Here is a 19,453-nt window from a genome sequence, read left to right on the forward strand (position 1 = left end):
GGGGTTTTCCCGGGCGTCAGAGCACGCCCGGGAAGGCCCCACCGTCGATGAGCAGGCTCTGGCCGGTGACGAACCCGGCCTGCGCCGAGCACAGGTAGGCACACGCCGCGCCGAACTCCGCGGGCTCGCCGAAGCGGCCCGCGGGAATGCCGGCGCGCTGGCGGTCCGCGATGTCCTCGGGTGCCGCGCCCGTCTTCGCGGCGAGCGCGGCCTGGCCCGACCGCAGGCGGTTCGTGGCGAACGAGCCGGGCAGCAGGAAGTTGATCGTCACGTTGGCGTGGGCCACCGACCGGGCCACGCCGGCGAGGAACCCGGTGAGGCCGGCCCGCGCGCCGCTGGAGAGGTCGAGCCCGGCCAGCGGCATCTTCACCGAGCCGGACGTGATGTTCACGATCCGGCCGAACCGGCGCTCCACCATGCCGTCCACCACCAGCTGAACCAGCCGCACCGGCGTGGCCATGTTGGCGCGCACGCCGGCGAGCAAGGCGTCTTCGTCGACCTCGCGGAAATCGCGCAGGGGCGGGCCGCCGTTGTTGTTCACCAGGATGTCGACCGGTCCCGCCGCGGTGAGCAGGGCGTCCTGCACGGCGTGGTCGCCGACGTCACCGGCCACCGGCACCACCTTCGCGCCGGTCTCCGCCGCGATCTCCTCGGCGGCAGTGCGCGTCGACTCGACCGAGCGGCCGTTGATCACCACGGTGCAGCCGGCGCGGGCGAGCTCGGTCGCGCAGGCCCGCCCGAGCCCCTGGGTCGACGCGCACACCACGGCCGTGCGGCCGGCGATTCCGAGATCCACGAACCCGTTCTCCTGTCCCACGCGAAGCTGTCCGGCCCGAAGCTGTCCGCCCCGAGCCGTCCCTCCGAGGTGGACCCTATCCGGCTACGGCTCGCGGATCTCGCACAGCACCTCACCCTGCGCCCGGCTGTCGCCGACCGCCACCGCGAGCCCGGTCACCACGCCGGCCTTGTGCGCCTTCACCGGGTTTTCCATCTTCATCGCCTCGACCACGGCGATGAGATCACCGATCTCCACGGAGTCGCCTTCGGCCACCGCGAGCTTCACGACCGTGCCCTGCATCGGCGTGGTCACCGCGTCACCCGACACCGCGCTCGCGCGCGGCCCGAGCGCCACGGCCGCCGAAGCCGCGCGGATCTCCTCGGCCCGGCTGCCCACTTCGGACAGTCCGGGCAGGGCCACGCGCAGGGCGCGGCCGCCGACGGAGATCGTCACCTTGCCGTCGTCGGCGGGTTCGGCCGAGTACTCCGGCAGGTCGTTCACGAAGTCTTCTTCGATCCAGCGCGTGTGCACACCGAACCCGGTCTCGGCGGTGAACGCCGGATCCCGCACCACGGCCCGGTGGAACGGCACCACGGTCGCGAGGCCCTCCACCGTGAGCTCGGCCAGCGCGCGGCGGCTGCGGGCCAGCGCCGTGGCGCGGTCGGGCCCGGACACGATCAGCTTCGCCAGCATGGAGTCGAACTGTCCACCCACGACCGTGCCGGCCTCGACGCCGGAGTCGAGGCGGATGCCCGGCCCTTCCGGCACGTCGAAGCGGCGCACGGTGCCCGGCATCGGCAGGAAGCCGCGGCCCGGGTCCTCACCGTTGACGCGGAACTCGAACGCGTGCCCGCGGGGCTCGGGGTCCGCCGGGTCGAGCCGTTCGCCGCGCGCGATGCGGAACTGCTCCAGCACCAGGTCGAGGCCGGTCGTCTCCTCGGTCACCGGGTGCTCCACCTGCAGGCGGGTGTTGACCTCGAGGAAGGAGATCGTGCCGTCGGTGCCCACGAGGTACTCCACCGTGCCCGCGCCGAGGTAGCCGGCCGCCGCGCAGATCCGTTTGGCCGACGAGCGGATCAGCTCGTGCTGCTCGTCGGTGAGGAACGGCGCCGGAGCCTCCTCCACGAGCTTCTGGTGGCGCCGCTGCAGCGAACAGTCGCGCGTGCCGGCCAGCACGACCGTGCCGTGCGCGTCGGCGAGCACCTGCGCCTCGACGTGGCGCGGCCGGTCGAGGTAGCGCTCCACGAAACACTCGCCGCGGCCGAACGCCGCCACCGCTTCGCGCGTGGCCGAGTCGAACAGCTCGGGGATCTCCTCGCGCGTGCGGGCCACCTTCAGGCCGCGGCCGCCGCCGCCGAACGCGGCCTTGATCGCCACCGGCAGGCCGTGCTCGTCGGCGAACGCCACGACCTCGTCGGCCGAGGCCACCGGCTCCTCGGTGCCCGGCACCAGCGGCGCGCCCACGGACCGGGCGATCTTGCGGGCCGTGACCTTGTCACCCAGGTCGCGGATCGCCTGCGGGCCGGGGCCGATCCACACCAGGCCGGCGTCGAGCACGGCCTGGGCGAAGGCGGCGTTCTCCGAGAGGAACCCGTAGCCGGGGTGCACGGCGTCGGCGCCGCTCACCTTGGCGACGTCGAGGATCTTGTCGATGTCCAAATAGGACTCGGCGGCGGTGGTGCCGTGCAGCGCGTACGCCTCGTCGGCCAGGCGCGTGTGCGGCGCGTGGGCATCCGGGTCGGCGTACACGGCGACCGACGCCAGCCCGGCGTCACGCGCGGCGCGGATCACGCGCACGGCGATCTCGCCGCGGTTGGCCACCAGCACCTTGGTGAACACCTTGGCCGGCACCGTAACCTCAGGCGCTGTCGACCCCTCGATCCCGGTGGACCCCTCGGAAAACTCAGACACGGGACACTCCCCTCGCCCGGATCCCGGGCAGTACCTCGGTGGCGAACAGGTCGATCGCGCGGTCGTGGTCGGCGCACGCGGGGGCGAAGATCACGCTCTCGGCCCCGGCCTCGGCGTACTCCGCCAGCCGCTCCCCCACGCGGGCCGGCGTGCCGTGCAGCAGGTAGCGGTCGGCGTAGCTTTCGAAGTCCTGCTGGTAGATCCCGCTCACGGCCGACACCACCTCCCGCCGCGCCCGGTCGCCGTCGGTGTCCACGCCGGACCACAGGTACACGCCACCCCGGATGTCCTCGGGCTGCCGGCCGTACCCGACGGCGAGCTCACGCACCTGCGCCAGGCTGCCGGCCAGCCGCTCGGGCGCGACCAGGTAGGGCAGCCAGCCGTCGGCGTGGCGCGCGGCCCGGCGCATCGCCGCGCCCTTGCGCCCGCCGACCCACACCGGCGGCCGTTTCTGCGGCACCGGCTGCAGCTCCTGGCCTTCGATCGTGGTGAACTCGCCGCGGAAGGTCACTTTGCCGCCGGCGAGCAGCCGGTGCAGTACTTCGAGCGCCTCGTCCGTGCGGCGGCCGCGTTCGGCCAGCGGCACGCCGACGGCTTCGAACTCCGGCGGGTGCTCACCGCCCACGCCGACGCCGAGTTCGAAGCGGCCGCGCGACACCGTGGCGAGCGTGGCCACGAGCTTGGCCGCCAGCGCCGCCGGGTACACCGGCAGGATGGTGAGCGCGCTCATCAGCCCGATCCGCTCGGTCGCGCCGGCCGCCGCGGCGAGCCCCACGAACGCGTTGGTCATCGGGCCGTGGAAGAACACGTGCTCACCACAGCAGAAGAAGTCGAACCCGGCCTGCTCCGCCCGGCGCGCGACCGCCGGCAGCTCACCGGGGTCCGTCCCGGGCGGGAACATCAATCCGACGCGCATCAGCTCTCCTCCGGCACACGGGCGAGCACCGTGCGCGCCATGCGGACGTGGACGTCGTCCACCATCTCGCCGTCGACCACCGCGACACCGGAATCGGCCGCGGCCAGCACCGCGCGGGCGTGCGCGACCTCCGCCGGCGCCGGCGTGAACACCTCGTGGGCCAGCTCGACCTGGTGCGGGTGCACGCAGATCTTGCCGGTGTAGCCGATCGCGCGGCCGGCTTCGGCGTCCACGCGGAAGCGGTCGTCGTCGCGGATCGCGACCACGGCCTGGTCCACAGTGGACACGCCACCGAGGTGCGCGGCGAGCCGCACCTCGCTGCGGGCGAAGAGCACTTCGTCGCCGCGCGTGGTGCGCACGCCGCCGATGTCGGCGATGTAGTCCTCGGCGCCGAAGTACACGGATTCGAGCGCGGCGCCCAGGAGCTCCCGGCAATCCGCGACCCCGCGCACGGTCTCCAGCCCGACCACGATCGGCACCTCCGCGCCGACCCGGGCGCGGATCAGGTCGATCTCTTCCCGCCGCTCGTACTTGGGCAGGACCACGCCGACGCCGGGCAGCGACGCGACGGCCGCGAGGTCGTCGGCGAACCACGGTGAGGTGCTCGGGTTGACCCGCACCAGCACCGTGGTGCGCGGGCCGGCCTCGAACCCGGCCAGCGCGGCCACGGCCGTCTCGCGGGCTTCGGCCTTCTGGCCCGCGGGCACGGCGTCTTCGAGGTCGACCACGGCCGCGTCGGGGGCGATCGCGGGGATCTTCGCGATCATCGACGCCTTCGAGCCCGGCATGAACAGCAGGCTGCGGGGAACCAGTCCGGTCGTCATCGTCACACCGGGCTGATCAGGTGGTGGCGGCGGTGGCCCGAGCGTTCCCAGCTGCCGGCGGCCCGCAGCCGGCCCAGCAGCTCGGCCCGCAGCGCCTGCGGCTGCACCACGGTGTCCACGTGCAGCTCGCCGGCCAGGCGCAGCAGCGTGAAGTCCGCGGCCTGCTCGGCCACGCGCGCAGCCACGAACGCCTCGCGCTCGGCCGGGTCCTCGATCGCCGCGATCTTGTTGGCGTACACGGCGTTCGCCGAGGCCTCGGGCGACATGGTGCCGATCGTCGCGGTCGGCAGCGCGATCGTGGCGCGCGGTTCGAAGCCCGGCGCGCACATCGCGTAGAAGCCGGCCGCGTACGCCTTGCGCAGCACCACGCTGAACTTCGGCACCTCGGCACTCGCCATCGCCGCCACCATCTTGGCGCCGTGGCGGATGATTCCCTGCCGCTCCACCGCGACCCCGACCATGAAGCCGGGCACGTCCTGGAGGAACACCAGCGGCACGTTGAACGCGTCGCACATCGAGATGAACCGCGCCGCCTTGTCGGCCGAGTCCACGAAAATCGCGCCGCTGCGCACCGAGGGCTGGTTGGCGACGAGCCCCACCGTCTGCCCGCCGAGGCGCGCGAACCCGGTCACCATCTCTTCGGCCCACGCCGACTTGATCTCGAAGAAACTGCCCGCGTCCACGAACCGCAGGATCACGTCGCGCACGTCGTAGGCGGTGTTCGGGTCCTCGGGGATCAGGCCCTCGGGCCAGTCCGCGATCTCCGGCGCCACGGCCTCGGCGCGCGCGGGCGCCGAGCGCCAGTCGTCGGGCAGGTAGGACAGCAGCAGCCGGGCCGCCGCGATCACCTGCCAGTCTTCGTCGAACACCTCGTCGCCGCAGCCGGACACGGTGGCGTGCATGGTCGCGCCGCCCATCTCCTCCAGCGTGGTGCGCTCGCCGGTCACCTTCTCCGCGACGCGCGGCGAGGCCAGGTACATCGACGCGTTGCCCGCGACCATGCCTACCCAGTCGGTGAACGCCGGCATGTACGCCCCGCCCGCGGCCGAAGGTCCGTGCAGGCAGCAGATCTGCGGCACCCGCCCGGAAAGCTTCACCTGCAGCTGGAAGATCCGCGACGCCCCGCGCCGCCCGGAGAAGAAGCCGAGCTGGTCGGTGAGGCGCCCGCCGGCCGAGTCGACGAGGTAGAACACCGGCAGCAGATCGCGGTCGGCGCGCTCCAGGATGCGCACCTGCTTCTCACACGTGAGCTCGCCCCACGACCCGGCCTTCACCGAGAAGTCGTGGGCGATCACGGCCACCGGCCGGCCCTCGACCGTGCCGACGCCGGTGAGCACGCCGTCGGCCGGGAGCCCGTCGCCCGAGGCGTCGGCGAGCAGGCCGTCCTCCACCCAGCTGCCCGGGTCGAGCAGCAGCGCGATCCGTTCGCGCACCGGCAGCTTGTTCGGCCAGCGGCTCGCGTCGCCACCCGCCAGCGCGATCTCTTCGGCCTTCTCCAGCTCGGCCGTGACCTCGCTCATCGGCCCGCCTCCTCGGTGACCACCAGTGTCTTGAGCGAAGCCGCGAGCACGGTTTCGCCGCGCTGGTTGAGGATCCGGAACGCCGAGGTGACCACACCCTTTCCGTCGCCGCGCGGGGTCAGCTCGGTGACCTCGGTCTCGACGTGGATCGTGTCGCCCACACGCACCGGTGTGATGAACCGCAGCTTGTCGATGCCGTAGAAGGCCTTCATCGCCTCGGGCCAGAACGTGACCAGGCCCAGCGCGACCGAGAGCGACAGCGCGCCGTGGGCCACCCGGCCGCCGAACACCGGGTCGGCGTCGAAGTAGCGGGCGTCGGTGTGGGCCGGATGCCAGTCGCCGGTGAACATGGCGAACTGCACGATGTCGGTCTCGGTGATCGTGCGGCCCCGGCTCACGTGCCGGTCGCCGAGCTTGATCCGGTCGAAGTACTCGGTGATCACGCGGCGTCCCCTTCCGGGCGGCGGTGCATCAGGCCCGTGCGCTTGGCGCGGCACACCAGCTCGCCGCGCTGGTTGTAGGCGCGGTGCTCGAACACCACGATCCCGGCGCGCGGGCGCGACTTCGACGCGCGCGCCTCCACGACCTCGCTCTCCACGCGGATCGTGTCGCCGGCGAACACCGGCTTCGGGAACTCGACGTCGGACATCCCGAGCTGTGCCACGATCGTGCCGAGCGTGAGCTCGTACACCGAGAGCCCGACCACCAGCGCGATCGTGAACATGCTGTTGACCAGCGGCTTGCCGAACTCGCTGCGCGAGGCGTAGTCGGCGTCGAGGTGCATCGGCGCCGGGTTCATCGTCATGGTGGTGAACAGGACGTTGTCGGTCTCGGTGACCGTGCGCCGCGTCGCGTGCTGCACGACCGTGCCGACTTCCAGCTGTTCGAACCACCGGCCCGAGACCGGGCGATCGGTGTCTGTGCTCATCGTTTGCCTTTCCGTGCCGGGCCACCTCGCGGTGGCTCCGGGTGGTGCGAATCAGAGCCTGTCGAACCGCGGCGTTCTCCGCTCGGCGAACGCGGCCAGCCCCTCCCGCGCGGTCGGGCCGGCCAGGTGCGCGAGCAACGTCTCGCGCTCCGCGGTGATCGCGGCGGCGGGTTCCTCGGCGAGCGCCTTCCGGTGCAGGCGTTTCATGCCGCGCAACGCATCGGGCGCGTGGCGGGCCAGGCGCGCCACGAGCGCGTCGACCGCGTCGTCCAGCTCGGCTGCCGGCACGGCGCTGCTCACGAGTCCGAAGCGCGCGGCGGTGGCGCCGTCGACGATTTCGCCGGTGTAGAGCAGCCGGCGCGCCAGCGCCGGGGCCACCGCGTGGCTCAGGCGCACCGAGCCACCGGCGCCGGGCAGCAGCCCGTATTCGAGGTGCCGGTCGCCGATCTGCGCGGTTTCGCTCACCACGGCCAGGTCACAGGCCAGCATGATCTCGCAGCCGCCCGCCACCGCGTACCCGTCGATCACGCACACGGACACGAACGGCGCGGCCTCCAGCCGGTCGAGCACGACCCCGATCGAGGTGATGTACTCGCGCACCGCCGCCGGGTCGTCGAGCACCGAGCGCAGGAACTTCAGCTCCGCGCCGGCCGAGAGCGTGCCGCCCTTGCCGCGCACCACGACCACCGAACAGTCCCGCGCGGCCGTGATCGCCTCGTCCAGCCCGGCGAGCACCTCGGGGCTCAGCGCGTTGCGGGTCGCTTCGCGGTCGATCGTGATCCGGCCGACCCGGCCGTCCACCGTGCACAAGACCGCTGCTTCACTTCCTGATGACGGTTCACTTCCGAATGACAATGCCCGCCGCCTCCCGGTCCCACAGCTCGCCGACGCGGTCCGCGGCGGCGGTCTTCAGCTTGTACTTCTCGATTTTCTCGCTCGGGGTCTTCGGCAGCCGCTCGATGAACTCGAGGTAGCGCGGCACCATGAAGTAGGGCATGTGCTCGTCGCAGAAGGCGATGATCTCCTCGTAGGTGGCGCTCGCGCCCTCTTCGAGCACGACGTACACCATCAGGTCGTCCTCGCCGAGCTCCGAGGCCACCGGCACCGCGGCGGCCTCCAGGATCGCCGGGTGCTTGCACACGATCGTCTCCACCTCGTAGGCGGAGATGTTCTCGCCGCGGCGGCGGATCGCTTCCTTCTTGCGGTCGGAGAAGAACAAGTACCCGTCCTCGTCGAGCCAGCCGCGGTCGCCGGTGTGGAACCACAGGTCGCGGGTGGCGCCGACGGTGGCTTCGGGCATCTTGTAGTACTCGAGCATCGTCATGCCGGGTTCGTTGGGGCGCAGGCGGATCTCGCCGACCTCGCCCTGCCCCACGGGACGGCCGTCCTCGTCCACGATCTGCACACTCATGTCGGGTCGCACCCGGCCCGCCGACGGCACCTTCTCCAGCGGGTCGTCGGGGCCGAACACGGTGACCGCGCAGTTTTCGGTCATCGCGTACACCGAGGTGACCTTCGCGCCGTAGCGGTCGAGGAACCCCTCGGCCAGCTCGCGGGAGTTGGGCACCATCATGCAGATCCGCACCGAGTGGTCGCGGTCGCGCTCCGAGGGCGGCTGCTGCCAGATGATGTTCGCCATCGCGCCGAGCGCGTTGAACACCGTGGCCTTCGACTCGCGGATCTGCGACCAGAACCGGCTGGCCGAGAAGTGCGGGTAGAGCGCCACCGAAGCTTCGGCCCACAGCGCGGCGTACACCGTGTACCAGATGGCGTTGCCGTGGAACACCGGCAGGCACGTGTAGAGCACGTCGTCCTGGCGGTATTCGTTGAGCGAGGCCATCTGGTGGCCCACGGCGTGGCCCTGCGCCTGCGGGCAGATCGCGCCCTTCGACGGACCGGTGGTGCCCGAGGTGTAGAGGATCAGGTGCGGGTCGTTCCAGCGCACCGGCTCCGCGAGCTGCGGCGGCTCTGGCGAGGCCCGTTCGAGGTCGGCCAGCTCGTGGGTGGTGACGCCCTCGAGCGCGGCCAGCTGCGCCGGGTCGCAGCCGAGGCCCAGCACCGTGCGCACGGCCGGCAGCTCGGGCAGCACGGCGCGCACGCGCGCGAGCAGGTCGCCCGCCACGCACACGGCCGTGGAGTCGGACTGGTCGAGGAAGTACCGCAGCAGTTCGCCCTTGGCCGCGGTGTTGAGCGGCACCGCCACGGCGCCGAGCTTGCCCAGGCCCCAGAGCGTCCAGAGGAACTCGGGGCCGTTGGGCATCATCATGGCGACGTGGTCGCCGCGCGAAACGCCGAGGGCGGCGAACCCGTTGGCGTAGCGGTTGGTCATCTCGTCGAGGTCGCGATAGGTGTACGTGCGCCCCGCCCAGTGCAGGAACGGCCGGTCGCCCACGCGAGCGGCCTTGTCGGCGAGGATGTGCGCGGTGGTCCTCTGGTCGATCTCGTAGTAGCGCATCGGCGGGCTGCCTCCCAAGTCTTCCCTCCCGGACGCTAACGGCACGGGCACGATCGGTCAACAAACAGTTGTTGCACGCCCTCCGCCCATCGACTCGTCACTCGCCGTAGTGTCTAATGGGCGGGTGTCCGAACGAGTCACCGACTACGTCACGCCGATCGTGGAGATCGCCGCGAGCCTGTTCGCCCGCAAGGGTTACCACGGCACGTCGATGCGGGACATCGGCCGCGAGGTCGGTGTGCACGCCGGCAGCCTCTACGTGCACATCCAGAGCAAAGAGGACCTGCTGGAAGCGATCGTGCACAGCATCATGGAGCGCTCGGAGCGCGACATGGAGGAGATCCTCGCCGCCGGTGGCACCGCCACCGAGCAGCTGCGCCAGGTCGCCGCGCGCGACCTCAAGCTCATCGGCGAGAACAAGGAGTTCGCCACCGTCTTCTTCCACGAGTGGCGTCAGCTCAGCGAACCGCGCCAGCAGGCCGTGATCGCCAGCCGCGACCGCTGGGAAACCGGCCTGCGCAGCATCATCACCCAGGGCATCGAGGCCGGCGAATTCCGCGAAGCCGACCCGCGCATCGCGGGCATCGCGCTCACGAGCATCCTGAATTGGGCGTATGTCTGGTATTCGCCCGACGGGTCGCTCACCACCGACGAGCTGGCCGACCGGTTCGCCGAGCTGCTGATCGAAGGCCTGCGCGCGCACTGAATCCCGGCTGTGGCCACGGTCTCGCACCGGGGACGCGCCGCGGATTTATGATCGCGGCATGCTCGAACTTTCCCCGGATCAGCTGCTGTCCACCACCCGCGCGGTGCGCAAGCGCCTCGACTTCACCCGCGACGTCCCCGACGACCTCATCCGCGAATGCGTGGCCCTCGCCCTGCAGGCCCCGGCCGGCTCCAACGTGGTCACGGCCCGCTTCGTGATCGTGCGCGACGAGGGCAAGCGCCGCGCCATCGGCGAGATCTACGGCTCGATCTTCGCGCAGTACAAGGCCTCCCCCGGCTACCCGGGCAAGAACGACGGCGCGACCGAGCGCGACCGCACCCAGTCGCGCGTGGCCAGCTCGGCCGATTACCTCGGCGACCACATGGGTGAAGCGCCCGTGCTGGTGCTGGCCTGCAACGAAGGCACCGACCGCGCCTCGGCCACGGCCGGCATGTCCAACGTCCTGCCGGCGACGTGGAGCTTCATGCTCGCCGCCCGCGCCCGCGGCCTGGGCACGGCGTGGACCTCGATGCACACGGTCCGCGAGCGGGAGGTCGCGGACCTCCTCGGGATCCCCTACGAGACCGTCGCGCAGGCCGTGCTGACGCCGCTGGCGTTCACGAAGGGCACGGACTTCAAGTCGGCTTCGCGGCCGGCCCCGGACGAGGTCACCCACTGGGACAAGTGGTGACCACCGGCCGGTTCACCGGCTGACCGTCCACACCGGACACCGGCCGTCCCGGGCAGCGCGATCTGCGCTACCCGGGGCGGTTCGGCGCTACTGCTGGGTCAGCTTGGGATTGTTCTTCGCGATGTTCTTGCCGTGGACCTTCCACCAGGTTTCGTCCGGCGGGTTACCGTGGTAGGTCGAGGTCCACTTGCCCTTGACGGGGTCGTAGGTGGTCGCGATGTCGTAGATGATCCCGTCGTCCTGCGGGACCTTCTTGTAGTCGTTGATCACCGTGTTGTTGCGGGCGTCGACCGCCTCCTGGTACTCCTTTTCGAGGTCCTCGTTCGCCTTGCGGATCTTCTCGTCCCGCTCCGCCGCCAGAGCCTCGTTCTTCGCCTTGACCTGCTGGACGTCGACGTCCTTGCCAGCCTTCTTGTCGGCCTGGACCTGCGCCTTGAGCTTGTCGCGCTCCTCGATGGCGTGAGCCTTGGCGTCGTGCTCGGCCTGCGCCTTCCGCTCGTCGATATCGGCGCGCTTGTCCTCGAGCCGCTGATCGATCGGGTCGGTCTTCTCCTTGGTCATGTCCGAGACCTTGGGCGCCATGTGGTTCTGGTGCCACGACTCGTCCACGTTGCTCGGGAACTTGGTCCCCGACCCGCCCTTGTACGGGTTCATGCCCAGGAAGCTGTTGCCGCCCTGCTGGTGCTTGGCCTGGTGGGAGTCGACGTTCACGTCGACCCCGTTGTGGTCGCCGAGGTTGTACGATTCCTTGTCGGCGCTCAGCTTGCCGTTGCCGCTCTTGCCACCGCTCGAGCTCGCCGACGTGCCGGTGTCCTTGCCCTTGCCCTTGTTGCCCTTCTTGTCCGGGACGTTGCTCGCGTCGTTGCTCGCGCCCGGCCGGTCCGAAGCGCCACCGCCTCCGCCGCCGCAGGCGCCCTTCTTGCCCTTCGTCGGCGCGAGGCCCAGCGGGTCGCAGTCCGCGAACGGGTTGGGGACGTACGCGACCGGGTTCTCGGCGGGCCCGAGCCCGAGCGGGTCCTGGCTGAGGTACCGGCCGGTGGCCGGGTCGTAGTAGCGGTAGACATTGTAGTGCAGGCCCGACTCGCTGTCCGCGTACTGGCCGGGGAAGCGCAGCGGGGTGAGCGTCGCGCTTCCGGCACGATCCCAGAGCCCGCCGCTGTCGCGCCACACCGTGGCTCCGTCGGCGTCGAGCAGTTCGGTCGGGGTGCCGAGCAGGTCGGTGACGATGGAGAAGAACTGCTCGTCCACAGTGGACGGCTGACCGACCTGCAGGATCGGGCGGTCGTCCTCGGGGTGGTACTCCCACGTGGTGACGGTCCGCGTGCCCGACTCGCCGACGTGGCACTGCTCCACGAGCTGCGCCCCGCTCCACGAGAACTCGAAGGTCTCGGCCACCCGCCACGAACCCGCCGCGGGCACCAGCCGCTGCTTGCCGATGCGGCGGCCCACCGGGTCGTAGCGGTAGGTCCACCGGTCGCCTTCGGGGGTGAGAAGCCCGATCAGCCGATCGTGCGCGTCCCAGGTGTAGCGCCACGCCCGATCGCCCTCGCGCCGCAGGACCACGCGCCCCTGCAGGTCGTGTTCGTACGCCGTGGCGCCCGCCCCCACCAGGGTGTTCCTGGCGTAGCGGTGGGCACCCGTGGCCGCTCCGGCCACCGGCTCGCCGGACTCGACGACGTTGCCCAGACCGTCGTAGCGGTACTGCCGGCTACCCTGCGGCGTTCGCAACTCCACGACCCGTCCGACGGCGTCGAGGACCAGGTGCGTCGGGCCGGCCACCTCGTCGTCGATGCCGGTGAGGAAGCCGTCGCGCCGGTAGCTGAACCGGCGGCTGCGCTCGGTTTCTCCGGTCCGCACCGACTGTGCGACGAGGTTCTCGTCGTTGTCGAAGGCGTGTGAGACGACCACCCGGCCGTCGATCGTCCGCACGACCTCCCGGCCGGTTTCGTCGTGGCGGAAGCGCACGGAGTGGCCGCCGACCGTCACCGCGTCGGGGTTGCCCGCGGCGTCGAAGCTCCACACGCTCTCCGCCCCGGACGGCGTGCGCCGCACGGTCGTGCCGTTCTCGTCGCGAGTGGTGGTCACGGTGCGGCCGTCGACGGTCTCGCTGAGCAGAGTGCCGTCGGGCGCGTACTCGACCTGCAGCTCGACGTCGCCGATCGCGGCGTGGACCATCCGCCCGACCGGGTCGTACGCGTAGCGGGTCGTCCCGGTCGGAGTCCGCCGTTCGAGGACGTTGCCGAGCCGGTCGTAGACGTACTCGGTCACCTCGCCCGCTCCGTTGACCGACCGGACCAGCTGCCCGGCGCGGTCGTAGTCGAAGCGCAGCACGCGCCCGTCGAAGTCGACCTCTTCCACCAGCCGGCCCGCCGCGTCGTGGCGGTAGCTCCACTGCAACCCCAACGGGTTGGTCACCGTGGTGAGCCGCAGCTCGGTGTCGTGGACGTAGGTCGTCCTCGCGCCGGAGGCGTCGACCGACGCCGTCCGCAGCCCGAACGGCCCGTACTCGGTCCGGCTCGTGAACCCGGCGCCGTTGACGTGCTCGACCTCGTTGCCCTCCGCGTCGTACCGCCGGGCCTCCCGGATCCCGGACGGGTGGACCCGCAGGTTCTCCTCGCCCTCGACCGTCCAGCCGAGGCGCACCTGCCGCCGCGACCGGTTGAGCACGGTCGTCGCGCGACCGAACACGTCGCGCGTGTCCGCCGCCGCGGTGGCCCCGGTGCTCGTCGTCGCGACCGCCGGGCGCGCGTTCTGGCGGTCGATCACCTCGGTGTAGCTCAGCGCGGTCGACACCCCGAGCGGGTCGGCCAGCGGATCGGGCACGTTGTCGCCGCTGTACGCGCGGCTCCAGTAGCGGTTCTCGTCCCGCACCGTGATCGTCAGCTCGGTGTCGTCGCCGACGACCTCGACGACGGAACCGTCGGGACGGGTCACCGACATCAGTTCACCGTCGGCGTCGTAGGAGTACGCCGTCGTGCGGCCGAGCGGATCGACGCGCTCGAGCAGCCGGTCGTAGCGATCCCAGACGTAGCCCGTCACGTTCCCCAGCGGGTCGATGCGACGCAGCATCTGGTTCGCCGCGTTGAGGTGGTACTCCGTGACGTTGCCCAGGGAGTCGGAGTAGCGCGTGATCAGCCGCTCGCGATCGTAGGCGAAGGCGCCGCTGAAATAACCCTGCGGGCCCACGGTGCGCACGCAGCGACCGTCGGCGTCGTAGACGTAGCGGTACCAGGTACCGGTGCGGTCCTGCCAGCCGACCATGCGGCCGTGCACGTCGTAGTCGTAGCCCGCCGCGAGGCCGGACGAGTTCGAGGCGTTCGTCAGCTGGCCCAGCCTGTTGTAGCCGAACCTGGCGACGGTCACCGACGTGTCTCCGGCCGCGTCGACGACGTCGAGCCCGGTGATCCGGCCCTGCTCGCTGAGCAACCGGACCGCACGACCGTCGGATCGGGTGAGCCCGGCCGGCACGCCGGACGGACCGTACTCGAAGTCGATCCGGTCACCGCCGGTGTGCTCGATCGCGACGAGGGGGAACACCCCGGGACGCGACCCCTCGACCGCGGCGAACTCCAGGTCCACCTGTCCCGCCGGGTCGGCCAGCCGGTATCCCGTCTCGGTGGCGACCAGCGGCAGCCGCGGGCCCTCGACCGGGAGCACGGCCTCGTTCGCGCCCGGCAGCGGGTACACGAGGATCATGCCGTCGGCCGAGAAGTAGCAGGCGTTCTCGTCGTCCAGCTCCAGCCGCTGGTCCAAAGTGGACGCCCACGTCGCGCCGAACAACCGGCCGGCGCGGTAGGACGAGATGTGCGTGCGTTCCAGTGAAAGTTCCGGCACGCCGGGCATCACCAGGTCGAGCACCGTCATCACCATGTCGCCGGTCGCGATGTCGACCGGGTCGGATTCGCACACGCGGTCGTCGCTGCCCACCGCGCGATCGCGCGGAGGCTCCGGCTTGTCGGGCAGGCCCCGTGAGTTCCCGGCACCGGACGTCTTGGTGCCCGACCCGGTGTCGGGCGTTTTGGTCGGGGGCAGGTCGCCGCCGCCGGCGCCGCCGCCCTCGCCCGAGGTGCTGTCGCCGGATTTGGGCGGGGGCGCGCCCCCCTCGGTCTTGCCGCCGCCTCCGGCACCCGACGCGTGGGTCGCGTCGTCGCCCGACTTCGAGGCGGGCGGGGGCGAGTAGTCCTTGCCGCCGCCGCCTTCGAAGCCGGCGGCGTGGGTGCCGTCGTCGGCGCCCGACTTGCCGGGCGGTGGTGTGTAGTCCTTCCCGCCGCCGCCCTCGTAACCCGAGGCATGCGTGCCGTCGTCGGCACCCGACTTGCCCGGCGGAGGCGTGTAGTCCTTCGGCGCGCCCTCGTAGCCCGAAGCCTTCGTCCCGCCGCCGGAAGCTCCGCCCGACTTGGCCGGCGGCGCGTCCGGGGCGCCGCTCAAGCCCTTCGAGTTCGGCGGCGTCTCGACCTTCCCGCCCTTGAGCCCCTTGAAGCCCTTGCCGACGTCTTCGAAGAGCTGCCCGGTCTTCTTCAGCATCGGGGCCAGCGCCTTGAGCGCCTTCACCACCGAAGTGACCAGCTTGGTGATCTGGGTCGCGGTCTTCGCCACGGCCTCGACGACCTGCGGTACCACCCAGCTCAACCCGATGCCGAGGGTGAGGACCACCTGCAGCGCCCAGCTGATCATGTGCCCGATGAGCTGGGCGATGATGTCGCGCACCAGCGTGCGCACCGCGGCGACGATCTCGCCGCCCTTCTGCACGCCGGAAGCCGCGCCGTCGCAGCCCCTGGCCGCCGCCTGCAGCGAGGTGCTGAGGTCCTGCGCGCGCTGACGGTAGGCATCCGACGCGGATCCCGTCCACGACTGCAGATCGGAGTTCACCGCGTCGGTGTAGTCCGAGGCGATCGCGGTCAGTTCTTTCGAGACGTTCCCCAGCGTCTCCGACTGCGCCTTGATCTCGTCCGCGTTGCCGGTCAGCCCGTTGAGCGCCTCCTTCAACGGGCCCACGTGCTCAAGCAGCCAGCCGACCCCGGCCGCCAGCGCCGCGCCGAACGGGTCCATCGCGACCGACAGCGCGTCGAGCGCGGTCCCCACGACCCCCATCGCCGTCGACGCCCAGTCGCCCGACTCGATCCCCTTGGCTAGGCTGTCGGCGTCTTCGAACAGCGAAATGCCCGAATACGCCTTGGTCGAATCCTGTGTCTGCGCGATCAGTGGATTGCTCACGGCGACACCACTCCTCCCCCGGCGAATGGACAGACTCCAGCCGGAAACCTGTTTTCCTGAAATGATTTCCGGCGCGAAACCAGCCGGGAATCGCCATTAATGGAAATGGCGAGATCTTCGAAGAAATACCCGGCAGCGAGGCCACCGGAATGCGGATCCCGATCGGCGTCCACTTCGGACAGAGCCCTCAGTGGATGGTCCTCAGTGGACGCCGAGCCGGGAGATCACCAGGGGTTGTTGTCCTGCTCGTCCGGGTCGACGCCGCCCGGCCGGCGGGGCGGCTGCGGTGCGGGCGGAGCGGACGGCGGCGGCGGGGTCGCCGGGCCACCGGCCGGCGGAGCAGGCCGGGCGGGAGGAGGCGGCGGCGTCGCCGGCGGTTCGGGCTCGCCCGGCTCGTCGGCGCTGTCCTCGGGGGCGTCGAGGTCCGGGAACCGGCTGCTGAGGTTGCCGAGCAGCAGGCCGCGGGTCTCCTGGTCCTCCTCGCCGAGGTTCTCGGTCATGACCTCGGCCACGCGCTGGGTGATGCCCGACTGCGCGCGCCGCATGGTGTCCAGCACCATGCGGGCCAGCTCCTCGGGCGGCATGGTGCGGGTCTTGGACCCGAACACCAGGTCCGACACCACGCCGTCGGCACCCACGGTCACGCGGACGGTGCCGTCGGGGCTCGCCGCCGTGAGGCGCAGCCGTTCGGTCTCCTGCTGGGCCGCCGCGTAGCGCTCGGCCTTGCGGGCGAAGCCCGCCGCCCACTCGTCCATCCGCCGGATCGCCTCGTCGGGGTCCCTGATCAGGTCACCCAACCCTCCCGCACTGGTCATGGTTGTCCGTACTCCTCGATCTGCCTGCTGCTGAACTGTTCGGTGGCGCCGGGCACTCACGCGCCCGGCGCTCCGGGCCGGGACTCCCCGGCTACTCGGTGACCGTGCCGATGCGGAACGACGACGGGTTCACCACGGGCTCGTCGGGCACCGTGGTGCCGACGCGGTACGCCGGGCGCTCGGGCTCCAGCGGCTCGCTCGGAACCGTGGTGCCGATGCGCGGCGAGAACGTCGGCTGCGAAGGCGCGTCCGGGATCGTGGTGCCGATCCGCGGCTGCAGCGGCTCCAACGGCTCCCCCGGCTCGCTCGGCATCGTCGTGCCGTAGCGGGGCGACAGCGGGGTGCTGCCGGACGGGTAGTCCGAGCTCCCGCCGCCGGTGAGCCCGGCCGCGTCGTCACTGCCGGCCAGCTGCTTGAGGAACGGCTGCGCTTCCGCCTCGTCGCCGTCCACATAGGCCTGCGCCGTGGTGCGGACGTTGTCCGCCGTGGTCTGCATGCCCTCGGCCGCGGCGCTCACCGCGTCCTTGGCCTGCTCCCCCGTCGGGTTCACGATCGGCGGCAGGAACGCGCAGAGCAGACCGTAGGCGTCGTCGCTCAACGCGTAGTCCGCCGCCTGCACGGCGTTGTTCAGCCGGTCGACGAGCCCGTCGAGGTGGCTGGCGTGCGCCGTCAGCTCGTCGGGTTCGACGTCGAAGCCTCCGCTGGTCATCCCCGCCTCACTTCCAGTCCTTGTTCTTCCAGTCGCCGATCACCGGCGGTGCGACGATCTCGTCCGGCGCGAAGAAGCTCGGGTCGTCCGACTCCACGTAGTCGGCGATCTTGTGCTCCTTGTCCTCCGGGCCCTTGCCGCCCTTGCCGGCGGCACCCATGCCGCCCATGCCGGGCTGGCCGGCCGCGCCCTTGGCACCCGCCGCGGCCCCGGCACCGCCGCGCGCCGCGAGCTCTTCCTCGGTCAGCGCGGCGCCCGAAGACGCACCCGCGCCCGCCGCGCCGCCCGCGCCACCGAGGCCGGCACCCTTGATCCCGGCGCCACCACCGATGCCGCCGATCCCGCCGCCGGCACCACCACCGCCGCCGAGGCGGCTGCTGATGCTCTCGCCGTTGATGCCGCCGCCGCGCCCGATCGTCGGGATCTTGCCCGATCCCCCGCCGATGCCGCCGGAACCGCCGAGCGAGCCGCCGCCGACACCCGTACCCGGGTTGAAGGGCGGCGGGGTGAAGCCCGTACCCGAACCCGTACCGCCGCCGAGGCCACCGCCGCCGACGCCGCTGCCGGGGTTGAACGGGGGCGGGTTGAAGCCCGCGCCGCCGCCGAGGCCGCCGCCACCGGGGCCGTCGGGGATGTTCAGCGGAGGCGGGGTGAAGCTCGAGGACTTCGTGGTGTCGTCTCCCGACAGGCCACCGCCACCGAGACCGCCGCCGCCCAGGCCACCGCCGCCGAGGCCGCCGCCACCCGTGCTGTCGGGGATGTTCAGCGGAGGCGGGTTGAAGCCGCCGCCACCGCCCGCGCCACCGGATCCGGAGCCGCTGCCGCCGCCGAGGCCACCGCCACCGAGGCCGCCGCCGCCCGCGCTGTCGGGCACGTTGAGCGGAGGCGGGTTGAACCCGCCCGCGCCGCCACCCGCGCCGCCACCGGCCGCACCGCCACCGGCACCACCGCCCGCGGCGCCACCGCCCGCGCCGCCGAGGGGCAGGCCGTCGGGACCGACGGGCTTGCCGTCCGGGCCGAGCGGAAGTCCGTTCGGGCCCAGTCCTCCGCCGGCACCACCGGCGCCACCACCGCCGGCACCGCCCGCGCCGCCGCCGTTCGCGCCGGCGGAACCCGGCAGCTTCGGCGGCGCGGCGAACGCCGGGGTGACCACGGCCGCGCCGATCGTGCGGTCGTACTGGGTCATGAGCTGCGCCGCCTGCTGGCGCGCGGCCTGCTGCTCGGTGAAGGTCGCCATGGCCTTGGACGCCTGCGCGGCGTACTCGGTCGGGTCCTTGATCTGCTGCAGCTGCGCGTTGGCCTGCTGCACGTCGAACTGCACCGGCGGGTTGGCACCCATCGCGATCTGCGTCTCGTTGAGCGCCTGCGAGTGGATCTCCTGCTGCCGCCCGGCCAGGGTCGCGCCCTGCGCCGTGGTGCCGAGCCACTTGCCGACGTTGGCGAGGTGCTCACGCGCGGCGTCGCCGCCCGCGCCCTGCCAGTTGCTCGTGCTCGCGGTGATCGCCTGGGCGAGGTTCTGCTGGTGCGTGGCCAGGTCGTTGCCGACGCTGACCCATTCCTCCGACGACTCGGCCACGGTGGCCGGGTTCGCCTGCTCGGTGATCGCCTGCTGCATCTGCTCGTGCGTGGCCTGCGACCAGTCGGTGTAGGGCGCGCTGTCGGGCTGGCGGAGCTGGAGGCCGTCGTTCAGCCCGGACTTCGCCTCCACGAGCTTCTGCTCGTAGAGCTCCTGGATCTTGTCGTTGCGCGTCTTCGGGTCGACGGTCGGGCCGAGCCAGCCGTTGGCGATCTCGTCGTCGATCTCCTTCGTGGCGTCGGCGCGGATCTGGTCGCCCGAGGCGACGTCGTCCGGCTTGACGGGGCCCACGAAGTACTTCGACGACGAGTCGGCCGTGACGTCGTAGTAGGGGCTGTGCGGGTTGTAGTCCGGTGACGACGGGTCGGAAACCGCCGAGGTGGACTGGTCGGTTGTCGTGGACACGAGAT

The 19,453-nt window shown here is 71.7% G+C and carries 15 protein-coding genes; 2 read left to right on the forward strand and 13 right to left on the reverse strand.

Features of this window, described 5'->3' with window-relative positions; all coding sequences use genetic code 11:
- Window positions 1–16 precede the first annotated feature (16 nt).
- From VSH64_RS15105 to VSH64_RS15145, 9 genes are all read right to left on the reverse strand, one after another.
- Window positions 17–796 (reverse strand): SDR family oxidoreductase, encoded by a 780-nt coding sequence (locus tag VSH64_RS15105; RefSeq protein ID WP_326836228.1) that lies wholly within the window; start codon window positions 794–796, stop codon window positions 17–19.
- Window positions 797–880: 84 nt separating this feature from the next.
- Window positions 881–2,629, reverse strand: coding sequence for an acetyl-CoA carboxylase biotin carboxylase subunit (locus VSH64_RS15110; RefSeq protein WP_326837951.1), 1,749 nt, complete (start codon window positions 2,627–2,629; stop codon window positions 881–883).
- Window positions 2,630–2,681: 52 nt separating this feature from the next.
- A complete protein-coding gene (locus tag VSH64_RS15115) occupies window positions 2,682–3,605 on the reverse strand; it encodes an LLM class flavin-dependent oxidoreductase (protein WP_326836229.1) in 924 nt (307 codons plus the stop codon).
- The gene (locus VSH64_RS15120) at window positions 3,605–4,429 is read right to left on the reverse strand and encodes an HpcH/HpaI aldolase/citrate lyase family protein (protein ID WP_326836230.1); all 825 of its coding nucleotides are present in this window, start codon (window positions 4,427–4,429) and stop codon (window positions 3,605–3,607) included. Before VSH64_RS15120 ends, VSH64_RS15115 begins: the two co-directional genes overlap by 1 nt.
- A 2-nt stretch (window positions 4,430–4,431) precedes the next feature.
- A complete protein-coding gene (locus VSH64_RS15125; RefSeq protein ID WP_326836231.1) occupies window positions 4,432–5,949 on the reverse strand; it encodes an acyl-CoA carboxylase subunit beta in 1,518 nt (505 codons plus the stop codon).
- Window positions 5,946–6,392 carry a MaoC/PaaZ C-terminal domain-containing protein gene (locus VSH64_RS15130; protein WP_326836232.1) on the reverse strand — a complete coding sequence of 149 codons (447 nt, stop codon included), beginning with the start codon at window positions 6,390–6,392 and terminating at the stop codon, window positions 5,946–5,948. The genes VSH64_RS15125 and VSH64_RS15130 overlap by 4 nt, the downstream gene beginning before the upstream one ends.
- On the reverse strand, window positions 6,389–6,877 hold the full coding sequence (locus VSH64_RS15135) for a MaoC family dehydratase (RefSeq protein WP_285966535.1): 489 nt from the start codon (window positions 6,875–6,877) through the stop codon (window positions 6,389–6,391). The genes VSH64_RS15130 and VSH64_RS15135 overlap by 4 nt, the downstream gene beginning before the upstream one ends.
- A gap of 51 nt (window positions 6,878–6,928) precedes the next feature.
- Window positions 6,929–7,678: an enoyl-CoA hydratase/isomerase family protein gene (locus VSH64_RS15140; protein ID WP_326837952.1), complete on the reverse strand. Its 750-nt coding sequence runs from the start codon at window positions 7,676–7,678 to the stop codon at window positions 6,929–6,931.
- A gap of 37 nt (window positions 7,679–7,715) precedes the next feature.
- A complete protein-coding gene (locus VSH64_RS15145) occupies window positions 7,716–9,332 on the reverse strand; it encodes an AMP-binding protein (protein ID WP_326836233.1) in 1,617 nt (538 codons plus the stop codon).
- Between the two features lie 124 nt (window positions 9,333–9,456).
- Between VSH64_RS15145 and VSH64_RS15150 the strand changes: the two genes are divergently transcribed.
- The gene (locus VSH64_RS15150) at window positions 9,457–10,038 is read left to right on the forward strand and encodes a TetR/AcrR family transcriptional regulator (RefSeq protein ID WP_326836234.1); all 582 of its coding nucleotides are present in this window, start codon (window positions 9,457–9,459) and stop codon (window positions 10,036–10,038) included.
- 58 nt (window positions 10,039–10,096) lie between these two features.
- Window positions 10,097–10,729: a nitroreductase family protein gene (locus tag VSH64_RS15155; protein ID WP_326836235.1), complete on the forward strand. Its 633-nt coding sequence runs from the start codon at window positions 10,097–10,099 to the stop codon at window positions 10,727–10,729.
- Window positions 10,730–10,816: 87 nt separating this feature from the next.
- Here the strand turns inward: VSH64_RS15155 and VSH64_RS15160 are convergent, their stop codons facing one another.
- From VSH64_RS15160 to VSH64_RS15175, 4 genes are all read right to left on the reverse strand, one after another.
- The gene (locus VSH64_RS15160) at window positions 10,817–15,943 is read right to left on the reverse strand and encodes an RHS repeat-associated core domain-containing protein (RefSeq protein ID WP_326836236.1); all 5,127 of its coding nucleotides are present in this window, start codon (window positions 15,941–15,943) and stop codon (window positions 10,817–10,819) included.
- 224 nt (window positions 15,944–16,167) lie between these two features.
- Window positions 16,168–16,758 carry a YbaB/EbfC family nucleoid-associated protein gene (locus VSH64_RS15165; protein WP_326836237.1) on the reverse strand — a complete coding sequence of 197 codons (591 nt, stop codon included), beginning with the start codon at window positions 16,756–16,758 and terminating at the stop codon, window positions 16,168–16,170.
- 91 nt (window positions 16,759–16,849) lie between these two features.
- The gene (locus VSH64_RS48510) at window positions 16,850–17,467 is read right to left on the reverse strand and encodes a type VII secretion target (RefSeq protein ID WP_407655647.1); all 618 of its coding nucleotides are present in this window, start codon (window positions 17,465–17,467) and stop codon (window positions 16,850–16,852) included.
- A 7-nt stretch (window positions 17,468–17,474) separates the two neighbouring features.
- Window positions 17,475–19,448 carry a hypothetical protein gene (locus VSH64_RS15175; RefSeq protein WP_326836238.1) on the reverse strand — a complete coding sequence of 658 codons (1,974 nt, stop codon included), beginning with the start codon at window positions 19,446–19,448 and terminating at the stop codon, window positions 17,475–17,477.
- Window positions 19,449–19,453 lie beyond the last annotated feature (5 nt).

The organism is Amycolatopsis rhabdoformis (genome assembly GCF_035918295.1).
Taxonomy (GTDB): Bacteria; Actinomycetota; Actinomycetes; order Mycobacteriales; family Pseudonocardiaceae; genus Amycolatopsis; species Amycolatopsis rhabdoformis.

Coding starts and splice junctions, on each gene's coding strand:
- VSH64_RS15165 (WP_326836237.1), bottom strand. CDS start 16,758: ATGACCAGTGCGGGAGGGTTGGGTGACCTGATCAGGGACCCCGACGAG.
- VSH64_RS48510 (WP_407655647.1), bottom strand. CDS start 17,467: ATGACCAGCGGAGGCTTCGACGTCGAACCCGACGAGCTGACGGCGCAC.
- VSH64_RS15125 (WP_326836231.1), bottom strand. CDS start 5,949: ATGAGCGAGGTCACGGCCGAGCTGGAGAAGGCCGAAGAGATCGCGCTG.
- VSH64_RS15145 (WP_326836233.1), bottom strand. CDS start 9,332: ATGCGCTACTACGAGATCGACCAGAGGACCACCGCGCACATCCTCGCC.
- VSH64_RS15155 (WP_326836235.1), top strand. CDS start 10,097: ATGCTCGAACTTTCCCCGGATCAGCTGCTGTCCACCACCCGCGCGGTG.
- VSH64_RS15120 (WP_326836230.1), bottom strand. CDS start 4,429: ATGACGACCGGACTGGTTCCCCGCAGCCTGCTGTTCATGCCGGGCTCG.
- VSH64_RS15115 (WP_326836229.1), bottom strand. CDS start 3,605: ATGCGCGTCGGATTGATGTTCCCGCCCGGGACGGACCCCGGTGAGCTG.
- VSH64_RS15135 (WP_285966535.1), bottom strand. CDS start 6,877: ATGAGCACAGACACCGATCGCCCGGTCTCGGGCCGGTGGTTCGAACAG.